Annotated in this window: 14 protein-coding genes; 6 read left to right on the top strand and 8 right to left on the bottom strand. The window is 58.3% G+C overall.

Annotated elements, in window-relative coordinates:
• Positions 1 to 38: 38 nt before the first annotated feature.
• Entirely contained in the window at positions 39 to 1,502 is a 1,464-nt protein-coding gene (locus HMPREF2547_RS02025; protein WP_049190722.1) for an amino acid permease, read from the top strand.
• A gap of 405 nt (positions 1,503 to 1,907) precedes the next feature.
• On the opposite strand, the gene HMPREF2547_RS02020 is transcribed toward HMPREF2547_RS02025, so the two are convergent.
• The 7 genes from HMPREF2547_RS02020 to HMPREF2547_RS01990 form a co-directional block, all read right to left on the bottom strand.
• Positions 1,908 to 2,372, bottom strand: coding sequence for a metal-sulfur cluster assembly factor (locus HMPREF2547_RS02020; protein ID WP_016422755.1), 465 nt, complete (start codon positions 2,370 to 2,372; stop codon positions 1,908 to 1,910).
• Positions 2,365 to 2,880, bottom strand: a complete 516-nt coding sequence (sufU, locus tag HMPREF2547_RS02015) for a Fe-S cluster assembly sulfur transfer protein SufU (protein ID WP_016422754.1) — start codon at positions 2,878 to 2,880, stop codon at positions 2,365 to 2,367. The genes HMPREF2547_RS02020 and sufU overlap by 8 nt, the downstream gene beginning before the upstream one ends.
• Positions 2,881 to 2,900: 20 nt before the next feature.
• Entirely contained in the window at positions 2,901 to 4,154 is a 1,254-nt protein-coding gene (locus HMPREF2547_RS02010; RefSeq protein ID WP_016422753.1) for a cysteine desulfurase, read from the bottom strand.
• The gene (gene sufC, locus HMPREF2547_RS02005; protein WP_016422752.1) at positions 4,147 to 4,908 is read right to left on the bottom strand and encodes a Fe-S cluster assembly ATPase SufC; all 762 of its coding nucleotides are present in this window, start codon (positions 4,906 to 4,908) and stop codon (positions 4,147 to 4,149) included. The genes HMPREF2547_RS02010 and sufC overlap by 8 nt, the downstream gene beginning before the upstream one ends.
• Positions 4,909 to 5,000: 92 nt before the next feature.
• Positions 5,001 to 6,191, bottom strand: coding sequence for a Fe-S cluster assembly protein SufD (gene sufD, locus HMPREF2547_RS02000; RefSeq protein ID WP_016422751.1), 1,191 nt, complete (start codon positions 6,189 to 6,191; stop codon positions 5,001 to 5,003).
• Between the two features lie 5 nt (positions 6,192 to 6,196).
• Positions 6,197 to 7,663 carry a Fe-S cluster assembly protein SufB gene (gene sufB / locus HMPREF2547_RS01995; protein ID WP_016422750.1) on the bottom strand — a complete coding sequence of 489 codons (1,467 nt, stop codon included), beginning with the start codon at positions 7,661 to 7,663 and terminating at the stop codon, positions 6,197 to 6,199.
• Positions 7,660 to 8,358: a helix-turn-helix transcriptional regulator gene (locus tag HMPREF2547_RS01990; protein WP_070604570.1), complete on the bottom strand. Its 699-nt coding sequence runs from the start codon at positions 8,356 to 8,358 to the stop codon at positions 7,660 to 7,662. Before HMPREF2547_RS01990 ends, sufB begins: the two co-directional genes overlap by 4 nt.
• 185 nt (positions 8,359 to 8,543) lie before the next feature.
• On the opposite strand from HMPREF2547_RS01990, the gene mptB reads away from it, so the two are divergent.
• From mptB to HMPREF2547_RS01970, 4 genes are all read left to right on the top strand, one after another.
• Entirely contained in the window at positions 8,544 to 10,283 is a 1,740-nt protein-coding gene (gene mptB / locus HMPREF2547_RS01985) for a polyprenol phosphomannose-dependent alpha 1,6 mannosyltransferase MptB (RefSeq protein WP_070567119.1), read from the top strand.
• 25 nt (positions 10,284 to 10,308) lie between these two features.
• Positions 10,309 to 11,277, top strand: coding sequence for an ABC transporter ATP-binding protein (locus tag HMPREF2547_RS01980; RefSeq protein ID WP_070438414.1), 969 nt, complete (start codon positions 10,309 to 10,311; stop codon positions 11,275 to 11,277).
• The gene (locus tag HMPREF2547_RS01975; RefSeq protein WP_070438410.1) at positions 11,277 to 12,080 is read left to right on the top strand and encodes an ABC transporter permease; all 804 of its coding nucleotides are present in this window, start codon (positions 11,277 to 11,279) and stop codon (positions 12,078 to 12,080) included. The genes HMPREF2547_RS01980 and HMPREF2547_RS01975 overlap by 1 nt, the downstream gene beginning before the upstream one ends.
• 93 nt (positions 12,081 to 12,173) lie before the next feature.
• A complete protein-coding gene (locus HMPREF2547_RS01970; protein WP_016422745.1) occupies positions 12,174 to 13,187 on the top strand; it encodes a COX15/CtaA family protein in 1,014 nt (337 codons plus the stop codon).
• 383 nt (positions 13,188 to 13,570) lie between these two features.
• Here HMPREF2547_RS01970 and HMPREF2547_RS01965 read toward each other — a convergent pair whose 3' ends face one another.
• Complete coding sequence (locus HMPREF2547_RS01965) at positions 13,571 to 14,485, bottom strand: heme o synthase (protein ID WP_172954651.1); 915 nt, start codon at positions 14,483 to 14,485, stop codon at positions 13,571 to 13,573.
• 289 nt (positions 14,486 to 14,774) lie between these two features.
• On the opposite strand from HMPREF2547_RS01965, the gene tkt reads away from it, so the two are divergent.
• Positions 14,775 to 16,874 carry a transketolase gene (tkt, locus tag HMPREF2547_RS01960; RefSeq protein ID WP_049170630.1) on the top strand — a complete coding sequence of 700 codons (2,100 nt, stop codon included), beginning with the start codon at positions 14,775 to 14,777 and terminating at the stop codon, positions 16,872 to 16,874.
• Positions 16,875 to 17,010 lie beyond the last annotated feature (136 nt).

The raw sequence follows: 17,010 nt of genomic DNA, 5'->3' as shown, positions 1-17,010 counted from the left end.
TTTGCATTCACCGGAGTACAAACGCTTATGATAAATGAATGACTTCGACGCAATCTGAGGAGACTTCCTCACAAAACCATAAGCTTCAGCGCAGGCTGAGAGCTCGCCACCTGAACATGATTGCCATTGGTGGTGCCATTGGTACGGGCCTGTTTGTTGCCTCCGGTGCGACCATTTCGCAGGCCGGTCCAGGCGGTGCGCTTATCGCTTACGCTCTTATCGGCATCATGGTGTGGCTGGTTATGCAGTCTCTCGGCGAGATGGCCGCTTACCTGCCGGTGCCCGGTTCCTTCCAGGAGTACGGTCGCCGATACGTCTCAGAATCCTTCGGCTTTGCCATGGGCTGGAACTACTGGTTTAACTGGGCGATTACTGTGGCCGCAGAGCTCGTCGCTGCTGCGCTGGTGATGCGCTATTGGTTCCCGGATGTGCCTTCAATCATCTGGTCCGCGCTCTTCCTCGCGATTCTATTCGGGCTTAACGCCCTGTCCGCACGTGCATTCGGCGAGGGTGAGTTCTGGTTTGCGACCATCAAGGTCATTACCGTCATCGTCTTCCTCGTTCTTGGTGTCGGCATGATTTTCGGTATCTTGGGCGGCTCCTCCCCCGGCTTCGAAAACTGGACCACGGGCGACGCCCCATTCGTCAATGGCGGAATGGGACTGTTGGCTGTCTTCGTTGTAGCTGGATACTCCTTCCAGGGCACCGAGATGGTTGGCGTAGCAGCAGGTGAGGCTGAAGATCCTGAGCGTACGATTCCCCGCGCGATTCGCACTATCTTCTGGCGTATCCTGCTGTTCTACATCGGTGCCATCGCTGTTATTGGTTTCCTTATTGCGTACACGGACCCGAATCTTCTGAATGCCGCCGAGGACAATATTTCCATTTCACCGTTCACCCTGGTCTTTGAACGCGCAGGTATCGCGATTGCCGCTGGCCTGATGAACGCCGTTATTCTGACTTCGGTGTTGTCCGCGGGTAACTCCGGTATGTATGTGTCCACTCGTATGCTGTTTTCCCTGGCCCGTCAGGGACACGCTCCGCGTTACTTTGGCAAGCTTTCTGGGCATGGCGTTCCGCTGCGCGCTCTGATTGCCACCGCTGTCATCGGTATGGCTGGCTTCATTACCTCATTGGTAGGCGATGGTGTGGCGTACACCTTCTTGCTGACGCTGTCTGCGCTCGCGGGCTTTATCACCTGGTTTGGTATCTCTTTCAGCCACTACCGCTTCCGCAAGTGTCTGAAGGCCCAGAATATCCCGTTGGATTCGCTTCCCTACAAGGCGAACTTTTTCCCCGCCGGTGCTGTGCTGGCACTGATTATGTGCTTCTTTGTGGTGGCCGGACAGGCACTTGATCCGATTCGCACTGGCGAGAATATCTTCGCTATCCTCACTCCGTACCTGGGTATCCCGGTCTTCGTCCTGCTGTGGTTTATCCATAAGAAGGTCACGGGCTCCAAGCTCGTTGACCCGGCCACCGCAGACATGACTCGCGAATAGCTGCGAAGAGCTGTGAATAGATGCGAGTAGCTATGCATCTCGCATCTAACTCTCACAACTTGGATTAGCAGTCGAAGACAATAGCGACCCCGCTTGGCACTTTTCAGTGCCAGGTGGGGTCGTTTTTAACTCCGAGTCGGACAGCTTGAAAAAATTGCGGGGATGCTCGTGTGAATACGGGCTGCAGATGTGAAACTGTGCAAGTTTATGACGCTTTCAGGCCATTTTTTGAGCCATTTTTGACATAAATGCAGTCAGTAACTCGCATCGCCCTACCGATCCCGGCCATAAACGCAGTCAGCAACTCAAAAAACAAACGAAAAAGTGCCTAGCTGAACGAGCCAGGAGCTCGTCGCCAAGCACTTTTAACGTAGCGGTTCTCTAATCACCGCTGTCACTGATCATCTAGACCGAGAAGCCGAGAGCGCGCATCTGCTCGCGGCCGTCCTCAGTAATCATGTGTGGGCCCCATGCCGGGGACCAGACCCAGTTGAGGCGGAAGTCGCGGATACCCTCGACCTTCATAACCTCGGAGGCAGTCTGGTCGGTGAGCATATCGGTCAGCGGGCAGGCCGGGGACGTGAGTGTCATGAAGATAGCGGCAATGTCGCCTTCTTCAATCCAGATGTCATATACCAGGCCCAGGTCCACGACGTTGACTCCGAGTTCCGGGTCAACAACCTCGTACATTGCCTCTTCAACCTGGATAGCCAGCTTGTTATCGGCTTCGGTCTGCTCCGGTGCCGGCGGGACGGTGATGGACTCGTACGCATCCCCCTCATCAATGGGAGCACCAGTAGTCATGGTGTCCTCGTCGACAGCATCAGGCTGTGCGGGCGAGGTGGCGTCATTAGCGATTGGTTCAGTCATGGCGATGGCCTTCCTCGTCATTGGTAACGGTTACAGTCGCGGTACCAACGCCGTTGCCTTCAGCAGCGTTGGCCAGGGCCTCAGCGGTTGCGGCCTGGAAAGCTTTCCATCCGAGAAGTGCGCACTTCACGCGGGCGGGGTACTTAGAAACTCCAGCGAAGGCAATCCCATCGCCGATAATGTCCTCATCGCCCTCAATCTTGCCTCGGGACGTGACCATCTTCTCGAACTCGGCAAGCTTGGCCATGGCCTCGTCGACAGTCTTGCCGACAATCTCCTCAGCCATAACTGAGGTGGAGGCTTGCGAGATAGAACAGCCCACGGCGTCATAGGAGACGTCATTGACGACGGTGAGGTCGTCGTTCAGAGTGACGCGAAGCGTGAGTTCATCGCCACACGACGGGTTGACGTGATGCACTTCCGTATTGAAAGGCTCCCGCAAACCCGCATGCTGCGGATGCTTGTAGTGATCCAGGATAACTTCCTGGTACATCTGCTCGAGCTTCATGTCCTTCTCCTTTCTTAAAGCTACGGGGTGACACCGAAGAACTTCTGTGCATGGCGCACTGCGTCGGCAAGCGCCTGAACGTCCTCTTCCGTGTTGTAGATGTAGAAGGATGCCCGGGCGGTCGACTGGGCGTTGAGGATTTGGTGAATTGGCCACGCGCAATGGTGACCGACGCGGATGCACACGCCCTGGTCGTCTAAAACCTGGCCAAGATCGTGCGGGTGAATGCCCTCGACCTTGAAGGAGACTGCAGAGCCACGCTGTTCTGGAGTAGTCGGACCGATGATGGTCACGCCATCAATTTCCTGCAGCTTCTCCAGTGCGAGCGCGGTCAGGTGGTGCTCATGAGCAGCTACCTTATCCATACCGATGGCATCCAGGTACTTCACCGCAGCACCCAGGCCGACGACCTGGGAGGTCATCATGGTACCCGCCTCGAAGCGCTGCGGAGGCGCCGCGAAGGTGGTCTTCTCCATGGTGACGACCTCAATCATCGAGCCACCAGTGAGGAACGGCGGCAGTGCCTCGAGCAGTTCCCGGCGACCGTAGAGCGCGCCGACCCCGTTGGGGCCGAGCATCTTGTGGCCGGAGAACGCCAGGAAGTCCACATCGAGCTCCTTGACGTCGACAGGCATATGCGGCACCGACTGGCAGGCATCGAGGACTACCAGCGCTCCGACCTCGCGAGCACGGCGCACCATTTCCTTCACATCGGTTACTGCACCGGTGACGTTTGACTGATGGGTAAAGGCCACAACTTTGGTCTTCTCGCTGAGCTCCAGCGAGTCCATATCAATGCGGCCGTCTTCAGTCACGCCATACCAACGCAGTGTCGCACCAGTGCGGCGAGCCAGCTCCTGCCACGGCACCAAGTTCGCGTGATGCTCCAGCTCAGTGACGACAATCTCGTCACCCTCGCCGACCTGGTACTGACCTGCGCGGTCGTCGCCAAGCACGAATGCCACTGTGTTCAACGCTTCGGTGGCGTTCTTGGTGAAGACCAGCTCGTCATAGTCGGCGCCGATGAAGCCTGCAATGGCTTCGCGGGCATCTTCGTAGGCGTCCGTGGCCTCCTCAGCAATCTCGTAGGCACCGCGGTGCACCGGTGCATTGTGGTGGGTTAGGAACTCCACCTCAGCATCGATGACTTGCTTGGGGCGCTGCGAGGTCGCTCCGGAATCCAGGTAGACCAGCCGCTTTCCGTCACGGACAGTGCGCGACAGAATCGGAAAGTCCTCGCGGAGTGATGGGCTGAGTAGTTCGGCGTTAGGCATTGATGTACTTCTCGTAGCCGTGCTCTTCCAGCTCGTCTGCAAGCTCCGGGCCACCGGAGGTGATGAAGCGACCATCGTGGAAGACGTGGACGAAGTCCGGCTTCACGTAGTTCAGGATGCGCTGGTAGTGAGTAATGATCAGAATGCCGCCGTCGTTTTCGTCCTGGTAGCGGTTAATGCCGTCAGAGACAACGCGCAGAGCGTCGACGTCCAGGCCGGAGTCGGTCTCGTCCAGGATGGCGAACTTCGGCTTCAGCAGGTCGAGCTGCAGAATCTCGTGACGCTTCTTCTCGCCACCGGAGAAGCCCTCGTTGACGGAGCGCTCGGAGAACGACGAATCGATCTCCAGGTCAGCCATTGCCTCACGGACCTCCTTGACCCAGTGGCGCAGCTTCGGAGCCTCGCCGCGGACAGCGGTTGCTGCAGAGCGCAGGAAGTTGGACATGGACACGCCGGTGACCTCGACCGGGTACTGCATTGCCAGGAAGAGCCCAGCGCGAGCGCGCTCGTCGACGCTCATCTCCAGCACGTTTTCGCCGTCGAGGAGAATCTCGCCCTCGGTGACTTCGTAACGCGGGTGACCTGCGATGGTGTAGCTCAGGGTGGATTTACCAGAGCCGTTCGGCCCCATCACAGCGTGGGTTTCGCCGGAGTTGATCGTCAGGTTGACGCCCTTCAAAATCTCCTTGGGCTCGGCGGACTCATCGGTCGGCAGCACCTGCGCGTGGAGGTTACGGATTTCCAAAGTGCTCATAGTGAAATCTTTTCCTTTAATCGGTGTAAGTGGCCTGTCCCCCGGCACTTCCGGGTTGACAGGACGGAAAGGGTGAGAAAGAAGATAAGCGGTTAGAAGCCAGCGGTGTTGAGCTCTTCGTCAACGAGCTTTTCAAGCTTCTCGCGAACGGACTCGACCGGAATCAGGTTGATGACCTCGCTGAAGAAGCCGCGAACCACCAGACGGCGAGCGGCCAGCTCCGGAATACCGCGCGAGAGCAGGTAGAAGAGCTGTTCCTCGTCGAAGCGGCCAACGGTGGCAGCGTGCCCAGCACCGGCAATCTCACCGGTTTCAATTTCCAGGTTCGGAACTGCGTCGGCACGCGCGCCTTCGGTGAGCAGCAGGTTGCGGTTGAGCTCGTAGGTGTCGGTGCCCGTCGCTTCTGCACGAATGAGCACGTCTCCCACCCACGCGGTGCGGGCCTCACGATGAGCGACATTCGGCTCGCCCTGCAGCGCGCCCTTGTACATCACGTTGGAGCGGCAGTTCGGCACAGCGTGGTCGACCAGCATGCGGTTTTCAAAGTACTGACCGGCATCAGCGAAGTACACGCCCAGCAGATCGACGTCGCCGCCGGGTGCCGTGAAAGCAACGCGCGGAACGATACGGACAACCTCGCCGCCAAACGTTGCGACAGTGTGGCGCAGCGTAGCATCGCGGCCGACACGAACGTGGTGCGCAGAGCCATGAACGGCATCTTCGTTCCAGTTCACCATGGTCACGACGCCCAGCTTGGCGCCGTCGCCGATTACGAACTCGATGTTGTCCGCGAACGTGCCACTGCCTCGGTAGTTAATGACGCAGACGGCCTCGGCATGGGACTGCACGTCAATGACAATGTGGCCGTAGGACACCTTGTCCTCGCCCGGACCATCGATGTCGATGACGACAGGCTCCTTGGACACCGAGTTCTTCGCGAAGGTCACGATGTGCGCATCGTCGAAGTTGGAGTACGCCTGTGCTGCCACGCGGTCCGTTGGGGCGCCGGCGCGACCAAGGCGCTCGTCGTCACGCTTGACGACGTCCACAGCGACGCCATCCTGACCAGCAGTCTCGACCGAAATTGAGGCTGCAACCGGCTCTGCTGCGGTGCCGTTGTGGAGACCGCGGAGCTTACGCAGCGGCGTGAACTTCCACTCTTCATCCTTGCCATGCGGCACGGCGAAGTCCTCCACGTTGAAGGATGAGAAAACGTCGCCCTTGTTCGCCAGCACGCGACGGCTATGAGCAGCCTGGTTTTCGTTGTTAATCGTCGTAGTCATTGGTATTAACCGACCGAACCTTCCATCTGCAGTTCAATGAGGCGGTTGAGCTCGAGGGCGTATTCCATCGGGAGCTCCTTGGCGATGGGCTCGACAAAGCCGCGCACGACCATGGCCATTGCATCTTCTTCTTCGATGCCGCGACTCATCAGGTAGAAAAGCTGATCGTCAGAGACCTTGGAAACCGTTGCCTCGTGGCCGAGGGTGACGTCGTCCTCGCGGACATCCACGTATGGGTACGTGTCCGAACGTGAAATCGTGTCCACCAGGAGTGCGTCACACTCGACGTTGGAGTGCGAGTGCTTGGCACCCTTGTTGACCTGCACCAGACCGCGGTAGGCAGCGCGGCCACCGTTGCGGGCCACGGACTTGGACACGATGTTGGAGCTCGTGTGCGGAGCCATGTGCACCATCTTGGCGCCGGTGTCCTGGAACTGGCCCTCGCCAGCCATAGCCACGGACAGCACCTCGCCCTTGGCATGCGGACCGGTCATCCACACTGCCGGGTACTTCATGGTGACCTTGGAACCGATGTTGCCGTCAATCCACTCCATGGTTGCGCCCTCTTCGCACTTGGTGCGCTTGGTAACCAGGTTGTAGACGTTGTTCGACCAGTTCTGGATCGTGGTGTAGCGGCAGCGGCCACCCTTCTTCACGATGATCTCCACAACAGCCGAGTGCAGCGAGTCGGACTTGTAAATCGGAGCGGTACAGCCCTCGACGTAGTGCACGTAGGCATCTTCGTCGACAATAATGAGCGTGCGCTCGAACTGTCCCATGTTTTCCGTGTTGATACGGAAGTATGCCTGCAGCGGGATGTCCACGTGGACGCCCTTCGGCACGTAAATGAAGGAGCCGCCGGACCAGACTGCGGTGTTAAGAGCGGAGAACTTGTTGTCACCGGACGGAATGACGGTGCCGAAGTACTCCTTAAACAGCTCCGGGTGCTCCTTGAGAGCGGTGTCGGTGTCCAGGAAGATAACGCCCTGGGCCTCCAGATCCTCGCGAATCTGGTGGTAGACAACCTCAGACTCGTACTGAGCGGCGACACCTGCGACCAGGCGCTGCTTCTCAGCCTCCGGAATGCCGAGCTTGTCGTAGGTGTTCTTAATATCCTCCGGCAGGTCTTCCCAGGTCTGGGCCTGCTTCTCGGTGGAGCGAACGAAGTACTTAATGTTGTCGAAGTCGATGCCCGACAGATCCGCGCCCCAGGTGGGCAGCGGCTTGCGGTCGAAGATTTCCAAAGCCTTCAAGCGACGTTCAAGCATCCACTCCGGCTCGTTCTTCTTAGCCGAAATATCGCGAACGACCGCTTCAGACAGGCCACGCTTCGCGGAAGCGCCAGCGGTATCCGGGTCGTGCCAACCGAACTGGTAGGCACCAATGGACTCGATAATCTCTTCGTCAGTCTGCGGAGTGGCAGCCTTCGTGGATTCAGCCACGTCGGTGGAGTTCTCATGGGCGAGGGTCATTCTCCGCTCCTTTCTTGTGGCGATTCAGTAAGTGTCTTTGTTACGGGAGTGAGTGGGATATTCGTAGTGCAGATACCGTTTCCATCAGCGATAGTCGCCAACGGTTGGGTGTGCTGACCTAATAATTTACTAACGGCTTCATGCTCCGCCGCGCAGAGCTCCGGAAACACGGAGGCTACGTGGCTAATTGGGCAATGGTGCTGGCAAATTTGCACGCCGCCAGTGTTCTGGTTGATAGTTGCCGCGTACCCGGCCCGTCGGAAAGCATCGACGACGGCCTCTACGACCTCTTCCTTCTCTGCGTCCTGCCCCACTGGCGTGACGCCGAGCAGAATGTCATCAATGCGCTGACGGGCAAACTGGGCAACTGCCTGCTCACCACCGGCCTTGCGCAGTGCGGTCAGAGCTGCACTGGCAAGATCGTCGTAAGCGTGCCCGAATCTAGCGCGGCCCCGATCTGTCAGGCGATAGGACTTTGCTGGCCTGCCTCGGCCCCGGGGGCCGGTGCTGGGTGCCGGAGCGGTTTCGGCAAGACCTTCGTCCACCAGAATGTCAATATGACGGCGGACGCCTGCAGCGGATAGTCCCAGGGTGTCTGCGATAAAAGTCGCGGACGCCGGGTTGTGTTCCAGAAGCAATTGGAGAATGCGCTTGCGCGTATCACCATCATTGACTGTCGGCTTCCGATCTGCCATGACTGGTGAGTCACCTCCTGCGATTGGACTGCTGGATAATAATGGGTGTCTAGGTGGCTCAGCGAGGCAAGTATCCCACTTGCGCCGCTGGTGTATTAGACAACATAATTGTGTCGTAATTGGGTCACAATGTCCAACGCATTTAAATATCAATGCAACGTCGCTGATTAGAACGCCCTTTCGGCGTGTCGAATCGTCTACTATGTGACCTTGTGAAAACTAACCGACCTACCCCGCGCCGCTCGTCCACCTTCGACGACGCTCTCGGGGTGCGTGACGCCATTCCGAAGATTGGTCTGGCCGGTTCTAGGTCGGCAACCCTCCACCAGGGCTCAGAACAGCCGCTCCAACACCGCATCAATTACCGCGAACTCCGACGCTTCACCTGGCTGCGTTGGCTGGGTGCTCTCGGGGCGGTCTTTATTATGGTCGCTGGGATTGGCGCAGGCGCGACACCGGTGGTTGGAAATGAGTTTTGGGGTACACCACTTGGGCTAATCCTCGGTCGAATGTTGGTGGCAACGACAATCGTCACCTTCGTGGGCATTGGCATGTTAGTCACAGCCTGGTTGGGTGTCGGCGCTTTCGTTCTGGCCGGTGCGCGGACTCGCGTCACCGCAGTGACTACTCCGATGCTCATACGCACCTACGCGGCATGGGTATTGCCCTTGATGTTTACCGCTCCCCTGTTTACGCAGGATATCTATTCCTATTTGGCGCAGGCTGCAATTGTGGAGCGGGGTATGGATCCCTACCTCGCAGGACCTGTTGACCTATTGGGAGCCAACGACCCACTTGCCCGATCGGTGCCATTGATTTGGTCGCACTCGCCGAGCCCATACGGTCCCACGGCCCTCGCAGTGGCATGGGGTATCGCCAAGATAACCAGCGACGGGGTCATCGCTTCCGTCTTTCTGCATCGACTTGTCGCCATTGTTTCGCTTCTCGTGGTGTCCTGGGCGCTGGTGCAGCTTGGTCGCCGCTGCGGCGTTAGCTCTCAGTTCACCCTCTGGCTGGGCACGCTCAATCCGTTGGTATTGCTGCACCTGGTGGGCGGTATCCACAATGAGGCCCTGCTGCTGGCTCTCCTGCTCGTTGGTCTCGAACTGTGTCTGCGAGCTATCCACGGCCCTGCGCAATCGATGGTGCCCGATGAGCTGCCAGAACCCGGACCGATCGGACACGAGAACCAAAGCCGAGGTAGATCGTGGGCGCTGTATGCAGGCGGTATCGTGCTCATCAGCCTTGCCGGAATGGTCAAAGTCACCGGTTTCGTGGCGCTCGGCTTTGCCGGCATGTGGCTGGCCCGAAAGTTTGGCAGCACTTGGAAGGCCGTTGCTCTTTCCGCGGTAGTGACGGGCGCAATAACCGTCGTCACGGCAGTCGTTGTTTCCTTAGGAACTGGTCTGGGCTTTGGTTGGATCACCGCGCAGGGTGGCGCCGCAACGGTGCGCAGTTGGATGTCGTTGACTACCCTGCTCGGGATCATCGCTGGTTTCTTCGGCAGGCTTCTGGGGCTCGGCGATATCAGCGACAGTGCTTTGCTGTTTACCCGCGGCATTGGCGTAGTGCTGGTGGCTGCCTGGCTCCTGCGCATGCTGTTAGCGACGTTCCGTGGGCGCATTCACCCGCTCGGCGGCTACGGCCTCGCGATGTTCGCTCTAGTAATCCTCTTCCCCGTCGTGCACCCCTGGTACCTGCTATGGGCCATCGTGCCCCTGTCCGCTTGGGCCAACCGGGTACAATTTCGCATTGCCGTGGTTCTGTACTCGGCAATTTTCAGTTTTGTAGTACTACCACGCGGCCTGGGGTTGCCTCCGGGCACCGTCGCTCAGATTTACCTACTGGCGTTGGTATTCTTCGTCGCAGTCATGTTCGTCATCTTGGCGTACTCGACGCGATCTAAGGTATTTCGCCTTCATTAAAACTGTGAGATTAGACTGACTAACCGTGAATAACGCTGCCAATTCTCCTGCTCTGCGCCTTGAGAACGTAACGAAGAAATTCGATGACGTTGAGGCTGTATCAGACCTTTCGCTTTCCCTGGATCGAGGTAGGGTTCTTGCGCTCCTCGGCCCCAACGGCGCTGGTAAGACCACAACCGTTGAAATGTGTGAGGGCTTCATCAAGCCGGATGAAGGGCGAATTCGCATTCTCGATCTCGACCCGGTCACTCAAACCACAGCACTGCGCAGCCGCATTGGCATCATGCTCCAGGGCGGAGGTGCCTACCCCGGTGTTCGCGTTGGCGAAATGCTGAACCTCGTTGCCAGTTACTCCGCAAACCCGCTGGACACTGATTGGCTCCTTGAAATCGTTGGCCTAGAACGCCATCGTAAGACGAACTACCGCAGGCTCTCTGGCGGTCAGCAGCAGCGACTGTCGCTCGCATGTGCCCTGGTCGGACGTCCGGAGCTTGTGTTCCTCGACGAGCCGACAGCAGGCCTCGATGCTCAGTCCCGTCTAGCCGTCTGGGATCTCATCTCGTCGCTGCGCCGTGATGGGGTCACTGTGGTCCTGACAACGCACCTCATGGACGAGGCCGAATCGCTTGCCGACGACGTTGCGATTATCGACCGGGGCCATTTAGTTGTGGCCGGTACCACCGAGGAGATCACTAGCGCAGGCGCATCGGCTCTCCAGGGAACGTCGTCAAGCACTGCTATGAAGATCAGCGTTCGAGGCAGCCTTGACTTCGAAGAGGTCAACCGCAACTTCAGCGAGTCCGGTCTTCCACAGCGTCTGCAGCGTTCTGGCGGTGGAGAGTTTTCCCTGATTGGTGAGGCTTCACCGCGCGCCTTGACTGTCTTGGCGCAGAGTTGCGAGCAGCAAGAGGTGCTGATCACCTCGATGAATAGGGCGACGCAATCGCTTGAAGATGTCTTCTTGCAGATCACTGGAACGGAGATGAGGAGCTAATGACTACCGCACCGAGGTCTGATGCCTCCCGCTTTGCGAAGGGCATTTTCGCCCCAGCGCCACAGCGTTCGGACATGGCGAAGTTGGTCATGTCGCAGGCGTGGTTGGAGACGAAGCTCTTCTGGCGACATGGTGAGCAAATGCTCCTCACCATCATTATCCCGTTGGCGATGCTCATCGGCCTGGTGATGGTGCCGGTGTTGGAGCTCGATGATCCGCTCGAGCGTATCTTCCCCATGGTGCTGGCGATTTCCGTCATGTCTGCAGGGTTTACCGGGCAGGCAATTGCCGTGGGCTTTGACCGCCGTTACGGAGCCCTGAAGCGCATCGGCGCCTCAGGCGTGCCACCCTGGGGCATTATCGCAGGCAAGATTGTGTCGGTCTGCACCACCGTCACGTTGCAGTACGTACTGTTTAGTCTCGTGGGGCTCGCCCTTGGCGCAGAGCTGTCGATTGGCGGCTGGCTGCTGGCTTATGTGGGGATGCTTCTGGGAACGTTCGTCTTTACCTCATTGGGCTTGCTCATGGGAGGTACGTTGGGAGCCGAGCTAATCCTAGGTCTGGCCAACTTGATCTGGTTCATCCTCATTGGTGCTACTACGTATGTGGCCGTTGCGCCATCGTTAGATGACATCAGCTCTGTACTGCTACACCTCTTGCCGTCCGTCGCGCTTACCGACGTGATCTCCGCGGCATTGGCCATGTCCGTCCATTGGTCAGCTGTCGGGGTGCTACTCGTGTGGGGCGTCCTTGGCGCTGCATTCGCGGCCCGCTGGTTCCGTTTTGATATGCCGAATGACTAGGAATCTGTCGGGGAATCTGCATAGAAAAGCGCAGCCCAACGCAGGGGTTTCGCTTATTACCATTTTCCGCCAGCATGGGTAGAATTTCTTAATGTGAATACTGCAGATCGAAGTTTGCCCCTATCGTTTTTGCCGCTGACACCAATCGGGCGCCAGAAGCTCTATGCCCTGCTGGTTTTGATTGCACAGGCGGCAATTGCGGTAACCGGTTCTATCGTCCGTGTTACTGGTTCAGGTCTCGGTTGTGCTTCGTGGCCTGAATGTCACCCAGGCAGCTTCGTTCCTGTCGCGGGGGAAGCAGAAATGCTCCATCAGATTATTGAGTTTGGCAACCGGCTGCTCACCTTTGTGCTGGTTGCTCTGACACTTCTGCTCTTCCTTTCGGTTATGCGTGTCGGTCGCCGTCAGGAAATCAAGTTGCTGGCCTTCCTCAACGGTCTCGGCGTTATCGTCCAGGCTGTTATCGGCGGTATCTCCGTTTGGGTTGACCTGAAGTGGTACGCCGTAGCGCTGCACTTCCTGCCTTCGATGATTCTGGTCTGGCTCGCTGGCATGCTTTTCGTCAAGATTTCTGAGCCTGATGACGGCACTGCTACCCGCATGTACCCGCGCTATCTGCGCTATCTGGCTGCCGCCTCCGGCCTGGCCCTGACGATGACGCTGATTACCGGAACTATGGTCACCGGTGCGGGACCACACGCTGGAGATGCTTCGGTGCTCCCGGAGGATCGCCTCCAGCTACCGATTGTTGACCTGGCACATATCCACGCTGGTTTTATGTACCTCTACCTTGGCCTGGTTATCGGCCTCATTTTCGGTCTGCTGGCCTCGGAAGCCTTTGCACCTGTGCGTAAGGTTGCCATCGCACTCGTTGTGTTCATTTTGGCTCAGGGCGTAGTTGGAATGATTCAGTACTGGTCCGGTGTACCGGAGGCATTGGTGCCGGTTCACGTTGCCGGATCTGGTATCTGCACCGCTTTGACTGCAGTACTTTTCCAGCACGGTTACCGCACTGTCGGTGGGAGCGCAGAAGTCACTGGCTCGCTTGAAGGCGATGCGGCTGCCGCCACTGTTGCTTCGGAGAAGAACGTCGAGGTTACCGCGTAGCTAGCTGCCGGTCAGCGGCTGTGTTAACGACTGTGGTTACCGGCCGTTGATTCCTGCTCGAACCGCCTAAACACGCGCTTTGGTTGTGCGTGTTTAGGCGGTTCTGCTGTCTGCTCGGCTCCGTGTGCTCGGATGTGCGTTTCCCAGTGGCTAGCGGGCTGCGCGGCCGGTGCGGGCTGCGCGGGCGGTGCAAGGGGGCGGTCTGCCCACTTATCGATCCGAGTTACTGACTATGTTTATGACAGAAATCGCGCGAAAAATGGCCTGAAAGTGTCATAAACTCGCACAGTTTCACATTTGCAGCCCCGTGCCCATCTCCACACACAAAAAGAGACCCTTCCCGCAACCGGAAAGGGCCTCTTCAAAGGAGCTCAGCAACTGCCCTAGAACATGCTCGAAATTGTCTGCAATCCGAGTACGGCATCGAGAGAAAGCGCCACACAGACGATAGACAAGTAGTTGTTCGACATGAAGAACAGCTTCATCGGCTTGATCTTGCCACCGGTCTTAACGTGGCGGTGCAGGTCAATGGCGCCCCACAGGAACCAGGCACCAGCGCCAACGGCGCCAATCAGATAAATCCAACCCGCGTACGGAACCAACAGCAGAGTGGTAATCACGGTCGCGGCGGTGTAGTAAATAATGCGCTTGGAAACGACGATTGCCGGCTTGACCACTGGCATCATCGGCACGCCAGCGGCCTTGTAGTCCTCCTTGTAGCGCAGGCCCAATGCCCAGGTGTGCGGCGGAGTCCAGAAGAAGATAAGCAGGAACAGGATGAATGCCTGCCACCAGTGAGCCAGCCCCGTAATCTCCGGGTTGTTGTCAGTGATCACGGCCCAGCCGACCATCACCGGCATACACCCCGCAGCGCCACCCCAAATTACGTTCTGATCAGTACGTCGCTTCAGCCACAACGTGTAGACGAAGATGTAGAAGGCAATCGTAATCAGAATGAAAACGGCGGCCAGCAGCGAGTTACACAGCAACCACAGCCATAGGAACGACGCAATCATCAAGACAGTGCCGAAAATCGCTGCCGCTCGACGGCTAACCTGGTTGCGCGCGAGCGGGCGACGGCGAGTACGGCGCATCTTCTGGTCAATGTCGTAATCCATGACCATGTTGAAGGTGTGCGCAGCTGCGGCACCCAACCAACCACCGAACAAGGTGAGAAGAATCAGTCCAACGTGAACATGACCGCGATCAGCCTGAAGCATTGCGGGAATGGCCGCGACGAGCAGGAGCTCGATAATTCTTGGCTTAGTCAGTGCAATATACGCCTTGACTGTTTCCAACAAAGCAATGTCCCTTTCACGCGCCATAAACAAACCCCCCGTTTACAGATAGTCGGATGTAACGGTCGGAAAGTTCCCGACGAGTTTTTCCGCAAAATTAAATGAGGGGCAGGCAATCAGTTTACCGGTAATCATAACGGTTCCAATAATGACCGTCGTAAAGCATGTGCGGCGCGCCCTCTGAGACTTATCTCTCAGCTATTCGGCCCGGTTTGAACCCGGAGCGCGCAATCCTAGTTAGTATGGAAGAGAATTTTACTAATCCATTTGGATACTAGGAGTCATTCACGTGACACTGTCGACTGAGCATGAAGCACGGGTTGTGCGCAACTACCCCTCGGACTGGTCTGACTTGGATACGAAGGCCGTAGATACGGCCCGTGTGCTGGCTGCAGACGCCGTTGAAAAGGCAGGTTCGGGGCACCCCGGCACTGCGATGAGCCTCGCACCGCTGGCTTACTCTCTTTACCAGCGCGTTATGCGCCATGACCCGAAGGATACGAAGTGGATCGGCCGTGACCGTTTCATTCTCTCCTGTGGTCACACCTCTCTGACGCAGTACGTCCAGCTCTACCTCGGCGGTTTTGGCCTGGAGCTCGATGACCTGAAGGCGCTGCGTACGTGGGATGCACTCACCCCGGGTCACCCGGAGTACGGCCACACTGACGGCGTGGAAATCACCACTGGCCCGCTGGGTCAGGGGCTGGCGTCGGCTGTCGGTTTTGCCATGGCTTCGCGACGGGAACGTGGGCTGTTCGACCCGGAAGCTGCTCCGGGTGAGTCTCCGTTCGACCACTACGTGTACGTCATCGCTTCTGATGGTGACGTTCAGGAGGGTGTCACTGCCGAGGCCGGCTCGCTGGCCGGCACTCAGCAGCTGGGCAACCTGATTGTCTTCTGGGATGACAACGGCATCTCCATCGAGGACGACACCACCATTGCTTTCACCGAGAATGTCGCGGATCGCTACCGTGCTTACGGCTGGCAGGTCATTGAGGTCGACGGCGGCGAGGACGTCGCAGCACTCGAGGCTGCTGTCGAGGAGGCCAAGAAGGATACGGAGCGTCCGACCTTCATTCGCGTTCGCACTGTGATCGCTTACCCGGCTCCGACGAAGATGAACACCGGCGCTTCGCACGGTGCTGCTCTTGGTGGCGAGGAGATTGTCGGCATCAAGGAAGCTCTCGGCTTCGATACCGACAAGAGCTTTAACGTCGCTGACGAGGTCATTGAGCACACCCGCAAGCTGGTTGAGCGTGGTGCTGAGGCTCACGCACAGTGGCAGGTCAAGTTCGACGAGTGGGCTGCGGCTAACCCGGAGCGCAAGGCTCTGCTGGACCGTCTGACCGCTGGCGAGCTGCCGGAGGGCTTCGACGCTGAGCTGCCGACCTGGGAGCCGGACGAGAAGGGCGTTGCTACCCGCAAGGCCTCTGAGGCCGCGCTGCAGGCACTGGGCAAGACCCTGCCGGAGCTGTGGGGTGGCTCGGCTGACCTGGCTGGCTCCAACAACACCGTCCTGAAGGGTGAGCCGTCCTTCGGCCCGAAGTCCATCACCACCGGTACCTGGACCACCGACCCGTACGGCCGCAATCTGCACTTCGGTATCCGTGAGCACGCCATGGGCTCGATCCTCAACGGCATTCTGCTCCACGGTGGCACCCGTCCGTACGGCGGCACCTTCCTTATCTTCTCGGACTACATGCGTCCGGCTGTCCGCCTAGCATCGCTGATGGGCATCTCCCCTATTTACGTCTGGACTCACGACTCCATTGGTCTGGGCGAAGACGGTCCGACGCACCAGCCTGTTGAACAGCTGGCTTCGCTGCGCGCTATCCCGGGTGTGTCCACTGTCCGCCCGGCTGACGCTAACGAGACCGCTCAGGCTTGGGCCGCTGTTCTTCAGGGCGAGGCAGGCCCGAAGGCTCTGGCCCTGACCCGCCAGAACGTTCCGGTCTTGGAAGGTACCAAGGAGAAGGCCGCTGAGGGCGTCCGTCGTGGTGCGTACGTGCTTGTCGACGGTGCCAAGGAGACCCCGGACGTCATCCTGATGGCTACCGGTTCGGAAGTTCACCTCGCTGTCGAAGCTGCTGACAAGCTGGCTGAGGAAGGCGTCAGCGCCCGCGTTGTCTCCGTTCCGTGTCTTGACTGGTTCGAGCAGCAGGACGATGCCTACCGCGAGCAGGTTCTGCCGAAGTCCGTCCGCGCTCGTGTCTCGGTTGAGGCCGGTATTGCAATGCCGTGGTACCGCCACCTGGGTGATGCTGGTCGCGCTGTCTCCCTGGAGCACTTCGGTGCATCGGCTCCGTACAAGGAGCTGTTCGAGAAGTTCGGCATCACAGCAGAGGCTGTTGTCGATGCCGCCAAGGAGTCCATCGAGGCTGCTAAGTAAGTTTGTTAAAACCTGGCGCTATCGGCCGTTGTCGGGACGGGATTTGTGAAAACCGTACCGCGCTCCGGTAGCGCCAGTATTGTTTGTGACGCACAGTAGTTTAAGGACATACAACTTTTAGCGAAGTCTTTAGGCA

The organism is Corynebacterium sp. HMSC055G02 (assembly GCF_001809065.1).
GTDB lineage: Bacteria > Actinomycetota > Actinomycetes > Mycobacteriales > Mycobacteriaceae > Corynebacterium > Corynebacterium jeikeium_D.
Note: the sequence above shows the minus strand (reverse complement) of the source record. Positions and strands in the feature narration are given on the sequence as shown.